Raw genomic sequence first — 2,483 nt, forward strand, 5'->3', positions numbered from 1 at the left:
GGCTCGCATGCGACGGACACACTTTAGTACCATTCGGTCGGTTTCTGGTTCGCTTCGAGTGCCCAGGGGCCACGCGGGGTCGGAGCCGAGCGTCGTACACGCACCCGGGAAGGGTGATCGAGGCTCGGCTCCGTCGGATCCCGGCCCGCACGCGGATTACGATCCCGGGAAACCTGATCGACCCGCTGGAGCGGGCGCCGCGTTGATCTGAACGCCCACGCGGGCCCGGTTGCTTGTGGAGCAGTAGGTGTTTGTCCGCGTTGATCTCATCGCCTGGAGGGTTGCCGGTGTTGGTTGTGTGGGTGTAACTGTGTGACAGCGAAGAAGGGTTCGCAGTTCGGTCGTGGTCAGCGACTGATACGAACCGGTGAACCCCAACGCGACGATCTCGTCGGAGGCGGTGGCGGTTCGATCGGATGGCCACGGTCTGCTATCCGGACTCCGGTCGGATTACTCCTGCGTTCTCCGGCGTCGCGAAGCACTACGCGGTCAGCGTCGACCTCTGCCCACCTCGCCACGGCAACCGCAAAGGTGTGGTCGAGAAGTGCAATCACGCCGCCGCGCAACGCTGGTGGCGCACCGTCGCTGACGACGCCACGATCGCCGCGGCGCAGGCCTCACTGGATCGGCTCCGCGACCGGCTCGACAGCCGCAAACGCGTCCGCGACGGGCAACGCACCGCCGTTGGCGAGCTGACCGCTGCCGAAGCGTTGCGGCCCGCGCCGACGGTCGCCTATCCGGCAGAAGTCCGCGAACAGCGCAAGGTCACAGCGCAGGGCCTCGCGAGCTGGCGCGGCAACGAATAGCCGGTTCCGCCGGGGATGCCCCCCACCCACCCCCCAGCCCGCCATCGGCGCCACACCTCGTCCTGACGAGCAGTAGACATCCCGTAATCCCGCACGTAAACCTTCACGCCGACATGATCATCCACGCGGTGATGCAGTGATCCCTTGAGCCCAAAACCGTTTCGCCCACTGCGCAGTCGAGTGCCATACCAGCGGATTGCACCGGATCTCTTGGTTCTCGCGCCGCTTCCGCCGATCTGCGAACGACAGTAGTGAGTCAAATTTGACTATAGGTCAAATTTGACTTACCTTTGTTGGTGTGATCCCTACTGATGTCACTTGGTTCAGCAGACCGTTCCTAGCCGCCCTCGCCCCACTCGATGAAGCCGCAGTGGTGGCCGATGCCTCGACTATCGTCGACGAACAGCGAGACACCGCCGTAGACAAACCGGCCCTCGACATTCTCTGGTTTACTGCCCTCTCGGTCGCTGCCTATCGATACTTGCGACGCCACAACACCCCGCAAGAAGCGATTGAGCAGTTCCGCGCGGCGTTCCTCGGTCCGTTCTACGATTGGGTCCGCCGAGATACCGAGACCGCGCTCGACGCCGCCGGAAATCCGCTCGATGTGCTGCGCGAGGGTTCCAAACAGCGCGAGCGTGACTTCTTCGGCGATACCTTCCGCTTCGACCATCCCCAAGACGACGCAAGCGGCTACATAGCGGTCGTCCGAAAGTGCTACTACCAGCAAATCTTGATTGCTGCCGACACCGCGGAGCTGTTGCCGACGTTCTGCGACTTCGACACGGCCTGGATGGACGCAGCCTCGGAGGAGCGCCACGGTATCCGGGTCGAGCGCCCGACAACCTTCGGGTATGGCGGTCCCTCCTGCTGGTTCGTGATGACCAAACTCGCCGACACCGCCCGATCATGAGTGCCGCTACCCGGATTCTCGTGCTCGGCCTGCTCACGCAGGGCCCCAAGCACGGATACGAGATCCGCCGCTGGTTGGAGTCCAGCCACGCCGAGCGGTGGACCGATGTCAAACGGGGTTCGGTGTATCACGCGTTGGCCAGCCTCGCGCGTGCCGGCATGGCCGAAGTGGTCGAGAAATCCGAGTCCGCCACCGACTCGACAGCCCGCACGGTTTACCGCATCACCGCCGCCGGACGGGCGGAGTTGACCGATCTACTCAGGGGGGGCTGGGGGCGGATCCGCGGCAGCTACCCGCGTGACCTATACACGCTGCTTACTTTCGCCGAGTCCCTCCCACGCGAAGAACTGCTCGGTCTACGCGACCGACTCCGGTCCGAACTCGAGGTGTGGTCCGCCGCCACCGATGCCAAGAGCGGACTCGCCCAAGCTGACCTCATCGCCGCGCTGCTGACCAACGGCCGCGCCCATCTCAAGGCCGACCTGGCGCTGATCGACCAACTTCTCGCGCGGTAGCTGGGGTTCCGGACTGGCAGGGCCCGGTATTCAGGTAGTCGGTATTCCGGTCCGCTGGACCGGTAGCGGTCAGCGGCTGTGGTCGCCGGGTGCGCAGCGGTTCCATGGCTGTGAGTTTGTGAAGGAGTCGTTGACCTTCACCGGGGAGGACTCCCCGATGGCGAACCTGCTGCTGAGCGTGATGGGCGCCTTCGCCGAGTTCGAACGCGCCCTCATCCTCGAACGCCAGCGCGAGGGCATCGCCGCGGC

3 protein-coding genes and 1 pseudogene are annotated in these 2,483 nt (G+C 64.7%); all 4 read left to right on the forward strand.

Annotated features, from left to right (window positions below):
• The first annotated feature begins 416 nt into the window (after window positions 1-416).
• Window positions 417-806 carry a hypothetical protein gene (locus ACWEH3_RS35950; protein WP_450026880.1) on the forward strand — a complete coding sequence of 130 codons (390 nt, stop codon included), beginning with the start codon at window positions 417-419 and terminating at the stop codon, window positions 804-806.
• Window positions 807-1,104: 298 nt separating this feature from the next.
• Window positions 1,105-1,719, forward strand: a complete 615-nt coding sequence (locus tag ACWEH3_RS35955; RefSeq protein WP_450026882.1) for an L-2-amino-thiazoline-4-carboxylic acid hydrolase — start codon at window positions 1,105-1,107, stop codon at window positions 1,717-1,719.
• Complete coding sequence (locus ACWEH3_RS35960) at window positions 1,716-2,234, forward strand: PadR family transcriptional regulator (protein WP_450026884.1); 519 nt, start codon at window positions 1,716-1,718, stop codon at window positions 2,232-2,234. Before ACWEH3_RS35955 ends, ACWEH3_RS35960 begins: the two co-directional genes overlap by 4 nt.
• Window positions 2,235-2,349: 115 nt before the next feature.
• Window positions 2,350-2,483 (forward strand): annotated as a pseudogene (locus tag ACWEH3_RS35965) (recombinase family protein); the annotation flags it as partial.

Source organism: Nocardia sp. NPDC004718 (assembly GCF_053601535.1).